Origin of the sequence: Kitasatospora sp. NPDC057223 (genome assembly GCF_042669755.1) — a bacterium.
Classification (GTDB): Bacteria; Actinomycetota; Actinomycetes; order Streptomycetales; family Streptomycetaceae; genus Kitasatospora.
The window spans coordinates 1-4,542 of the sequence record NZ_JBHUWW010000256.1; the positions used below are offsets into that span (position 1 = coordinate 1).

Sequence of the window (4,542 nt, forward strand, 5' to 3'; positions counted from 1 at the left end):
TTCAATCTTTTTTTTTCGCGCGCGGGCCCCCACCCCCCCGGCGGGGCGCGTTTTCTACCGCGGCGGCGCGCCCCCCCCCCGTGTCTCCTGGTGGCGCGGGCCGCCACGGCTCACGACCCCGGAGGGTCGTCGCCCGAAGGCCGCCAGGACTACTTGGCGGTGGTCTTGCGCGCGGTGGTCTTGCGGGTGGTGGTCTTCTTCGCCGGGGCGGTCTTCTTGACCGCGGTGGCCTTCTTCGCCGTCGTGGTCTTCTTCGCGGCGGCGGCCGGGGTGGCGGTCGCGGTCTTCTTGACGGCGGCCGCCTTCTTGGCGGTGGTGGCCGTGGTCTTCTTCGCGGCAGCGGCGGTGGTGGTCGCCTTCTTGACGGCGGCCGCCTTCTTGGCGGTGGTGGCCGTGGTCTTCTTCGCGGCGACGGCGGTGGTCGCCTTCTTCGCGGCGGCCGTCTTCTTGGTCGCGGCCGGGGCAGCGGCGGCGGCGGTCGCGGAGCGCTTGGTGGCGGCGCGCTTCACGGCGGCGGTGGTGCCGGACTTGCCCGGGGTGAGCGAACCCTTGGGGGCCTTCTTGACCGACGGGCCTTCCTTCGGCAGCTTCTTGCTGCCGCTCACCAGGTCCTTGAAGCCCTGGCCGGGGCGGAAGCGCGGCACCGAGGTCTTCTTGACCTTGACCTTCTCGCCGGTCTGCGGGTTGCGGGCGAAGCGCGCGGAGCGCTCCACCTTCTCGAAGGTGCCGAAGCCGGTGACCGACACCCGGTCACCCGCCACAACGGCACGCACCATGGTGTCGAGCACTGCGTCGACGGCCTCTGCGGCAGCCTTGCGACCGCCCAGCTGCTCGGCCACCGCTTCGACAAGCTGAGCCTTGTTCACGTCTTCCCCTTCAGAAACGGGCGCCGGATGATTCCATCCGTTCAATTCGCACGTTAGGTATGTATCTGCGGACTTTCAATTACCAAACGCGCGAATCACCCTAGTGTCGCAATGGATTTGCGCGTCTGCGACCTCAGGGCGGGGGCGGGAGCCCCTCGTCGAGGTCTTGGACAAAGCGACTCAACCGCCGTGCCGCCCCCGGAAGATCGCGCTTGGCGGTCTCGGTGACGATCAGCAGTTGACGGGTGAGAGCGGTCTTTGCATCGGCAGACACGTTCAGCGCATGCACGCGGGCGTGAGCTTGCTTCAACCGCTCGGCCACCAGCGCGAAGAGCGCAGTGACTTCCGGGTCGTCCGGCACCTCGTCCGGCGAGGTGCCGTCGTCGTCCGGCCGATCGTCAATTCGGCGTTCGGCTCCCCGGCCCGTGGTCTCCGACGACGCGGGTTCGCGGCCCGCGTACGGAGGTTCATGGTGCCGGTGCATGTACTGATTGTGCCATCTGCACGGAGTTGTGCTGCGCGCGGGTTTATCCGTGGCACACGGTCAGCCCCTAACTCCGGCGCGCAACAGCGAAGGCCCGCCCCCCCGAGGGGGGACGGGCCATCCTGCGGCAGTCCGGAAAGGAGCTTCTCAGGCGACCGGCAGCGTACGCGGTTTGAACGACGGGCGGGTGGCCTCGAAGGCCGAGATGTCGGCCTCGTTCTGCAGCGTGATGCTGATGTCGTCAAGGCCGTTCAGCAGCCGCCAGCGGACATTGTCGTCCAGCTCGAATGCGGCCGTGATGCCCTCGGCGCGCACCTCGCGGGCCTCCAGGTCGACCGTGATCTCGGCGGTGGGGTCGGCCTCGACGAGCACCCAGAGCTGCTCCACGGTCTCCTGCGGCAGCAGCACCGTCAGCAGGCCGTTCTTCAGCGAGTTGCCGCGGAAGATGTCGGCGAAGCGCGACGAGATGACGGCGTGGAAGCCGTAGTTCTGCAGGGCCCAGACGGCGTGCTCGCGCGAGGAGCCGGTGCCGAACTCGGGGCCGGCCACCAGGACGGTCGCGCCGTCGCGCTCGGGCTGGTTGAGGACGAAGGTCTCGTCCTTGCGCCAGGCCTCGAAGAGCCCGCCCTCGAAGCCGGTCCGGGTGACCTTCTTCAGCCAGTGCGCGGGGATGATCTGGTCGGTGTCGACGTTGCTGCGGCGCAGCGGAACGGCCCGGCCGGTGTGGGTGGTGAACTTCTCCATGCTGCTCAGGCCTCCACAGCGAGGTCGGACTTGAGGTCGGAGGGTGCGGCCAGCCGGCCCAGCAGGGCGGTGGCGGCGGCGACCTGGGGCGAAACCAGGTGGGTGCGGCCGCCCTTGCCCTGCCGGCCCTCGAAGTTGCGGTTCGAGGTGGAGGCGCAGCGCTCGCCGGGGGCGAGCTGGTCGGGGTTCATGCCCAGGCACATCGAGCAGCCCGCGTGCCGCCATTCGGCGCCGGCGGCGGTGAAGACCTTGTCCAGGCCCTCCTCGATCGCCTGCAGGGCGACCCGGACGGAGCCGGGGACGACCAGCATCCGCACGCCGTCGGCGATCCGGTTGCCGTCCAGGATGGCCGCGGCGGCGCGCAGGTCCTCGATCCGGCCGTTGGTGCAGGAGCCGACGAAGACGGCGTCGACCTTGACCTCGCGCAGCGGCGTACCGGCCTCCAGGCCCATGTACTTGAGCGCGTTCTCGGCCGCGACCCGCTCCTGCGGGTCGGCGAACGAGGCCGGGTCCGGCACGTCGGCGCCGAGCGGCGCGCCCTGGCCCGGGTTGGTGCCCCAGGTGACGAACGGCGTCAGCTCGGTGGCGTCGATGAAGATCTCGTGGTCGAAGACCGCGTCCTCGTCGGTGCCGAGGGTCTTCCAGTACTCGACCGCGGCGTCCCAGTCCTCGCCCTTGGGGGCGTGCGGACGCCCGTCCAGGTAGTCGAAGGTGGTCTGGTCCGGGGCGATCATGCCGGCCCGCGCACCCGCCTCGATGGACATGTTGCAGATCGTCATCCGGGCCTCCATGGAGAGGCTGCGGATGGCGGAGCCGCGGTACTCCAGGACGTAGCCCTGGCCGCCGCCGGTGCCGATCCTGGTGATGATGGCGAGGATCAGGTCCTTGGCGGTGACGCCCTCGGGCAGTTCGCCCTCGACGGTGATCGCCATGGTCTTGAACGGCGCCAGCGGCAGCGTCTGGGTCGCCAGCACGTGCTCGACCTGGCTGGTGCCGATGCCGAACGCCAGCGCGCCGAAGGCGCCGTGGGTCGAGGTGTGGGAGTCGCCGCAGACCACGGTGGTGCCCGGCTGGGTCAGGCCCAGCTGGGGGCCCACCACGTGGACGACGCCCTGCTCGACGTCGCCCAGCGAGTGGATCCGGACGCCGAAGTCGGCGGCGTTCTTGCGCAGCGTCTCCAGCTGGACCCGGGAGACCGGGTCCGCGATCGGCTTGTCGATGTCCAGCGTGGGGGTGTTGTGGTCCTCGGTCGCGATCGTGAGATCGGTCCGGCGGACCGGGCGTCCGGCCAGCCGGAGGCCGTCGAAGGCCTGCGGGCTGGTCACCTCGTGCAGCAGGTGCAGGTCAATGAAGAGCAGGTCGGGCTCGCCCTCGGCGCGCCGGACGACGTGGTCGTCCCAGACCTTCTCTGCGAGTGTCCGTCCCATCGGGTTCCCTCCAGCCGGCCGCTCTGCCGGCCTTCTCGTGTGGTCGAGGTCACTGCCTTTGCCGCCCTGGTGAGGCTCGCGCTGGGCGACCTGCACGCCGGTTCGGTCACCCCCGGGCACGCCGCTGTTGTCGGCGGCCGCAGGGGAAGTCTTCCGGGCTGCTTCCTCAAGAGTGGCGCTTTTCCTGCCAGATTGAACTTGCGTCTCGCGGAATGAGACTGCAGTATCAGGGCATGGACAACTCTAGCGGCGTCGGCGTTCTCGACAAGGCCGCTCTGGTGCTGAGCGCACTGGAGTCGGGCCCCGCCACGTTGGCGGGGCTGGTCGCCGCCACCGGCTTGGCGCGGCCCACCGCCCACCGACTCGCCGTCGCACTCGAACACCACCGCCTGGTCACCAGGGACATGCAGGGCCGTTTCATCCTCGGCCCCCGACTCTCCGAACTCTCCGCCGCGGCGGGCGAGGACCGGCTGCTCGCCACCGCGGGCCCGGTCCTGACCCACCTGCGCGACGTCACCGGCGAGAGCGCACAGCTCTACCGCCGGCAGGGCGAGATGCGGATCTGCGTCGCCGCGGCCGAGCGGCTCTCCGGCCTGCGGGACACCGTGCCGGTCGGCAGCACCCTGCCGATGAAGGCCGGCTCCGCCGCGCAGGTCCTGCTGGCCTGGGAGGAGCCGGAGCGCCTCCACCGCGGCCTCCAGGGCGCCCGGTTCACCGCCACCGCGCTGAGCGGCGTACGGCGGCGCGGCTGGGCCCAGTCGATCGGCGAGCGCGAGCCGGGCGTGGCGTCCGTCTCCGCGCCCGTCCGCGGCCCCTCCAACCGCGTGGTGGCCGCGGTCTCGGTCTCCGGCCCCATCGAGCGCCTCACCCGGCACCCGGGCCGCCTGCACGCGCAGGCCATCATCGAGGCCGCCAACCGCCTCACCGAGGCGCTGCGCCGCAGCTGACCGGCCGGCCCGTGCCCCGGCCGTACCGACCACCCGCACCGAAGAGGCCCCGCCCGGGAGAACCGGGCGGGGCC

At 71.0% G+C, this 4,542-nt stretch carries 5 protein-coding genes; 1 reads left to right on the forward strand and 4 read right to left on the reverse strand.

What is annotated here, in order from left to right:
- Positions 1 to 149: 149 nt before the first annotated feature.
- The 4 genes from ACFUK0_RS39545 to leuC all read right to left on the reverse strand — a co-directional run bounded on the left by ACFUK0_RS39545 (position 150) and on the right by leuC (position 3,521).
- Positions 150 to 866, reverse strand: a complete 717-nt coding sequence (locus tag ACFUK0_RS39545; RefSeq protein WP_380258825.1) for an HU family DNA-binding protein — start codon at positions 864 to 866, stop codon at positions 150 to 152.
- 133 nt (positions 867 to 999) lie between these two features.
- Positions 1,000 to 1,227, reverse strand: a complete 228-nt coding sequence (locus tag ACFUK0_RS39550; protein ID WP_380258831.1) for a hypothetical protein — start codon at positions 1,225 to 1,227, stop codon at positions 1,000 to 1,002.
- Positions 1,228 to 1,497: 270 nt separating this feature from the next.
- A complete protein-coding gene (gene leuD / locus ACFUK0_RS39555; RefSeq protein WP_380258827.1) occupies positions 1,498 to 2,094 on the reverse strand; it encodes a 3-isopropylmalate dehydratase small subunit in 597 nt (198 codons plus the stop codon).
- A 5-nt stretch (positions 2,095 to 2,099) separates the two neighbouring features.
- Positions 2,100 to 3,521: a 3-isopropylmalate dehydratase large subunit gene (gene leuC / locus ACFUK0_RS39560; RefSeq protein ID WP_380258829.1), complete on the reverse strand. Its 1,422-nt coding sequence runs from the start codon at positions 3,519 to 3,521 to the stop codon at positions 2,100 to 2,102.
- A gap of 233 nt (positions 3,522 to 3,754) precedes the next feature.
- Between leuC and ACFUK0_RS39565 the strand changes: the two genes are divergently transcribed.
- Complete coding sequence (locus tag ACFUK0_RS39565; RefSeq protein ID WP_030306825.1) at positions 3,755 to 4,468, forward strand: IclR family transcriptional regulator; 714 nt, start codon at positions 3,755 to 3,757, stop codon at positions 4,466 to 4,468.
- Positions 4,469 to 4,542: the final 74 nt, after the last annotated feature.

What these genes read in the sequence shown, in the direction of transcription:
- leuD (WP_380258827.1), bottom strand. Translation starts at nt 2,094, where the DNA reads ATGGAGAAGTTCACCACCCACACCGGCCGGGCCGTTCCGCTGCGCCGC.
- leuC (WP_380258829.1), bottom strand. Translation starts at nt 3,521, where the DNA reads ATGGGACGGACACTCGCAGAGAAGGTCTGGGACGACCACGTCGTCCGG.
- ACFUK0_RS39565 (WP_030306825.1), top strand. Translation starts at nt 3,755, where the DNA reads ATGGACAACTCTAGCGGCGTCGGCGTTCTCGACAAGGCCGCTCTGGTG.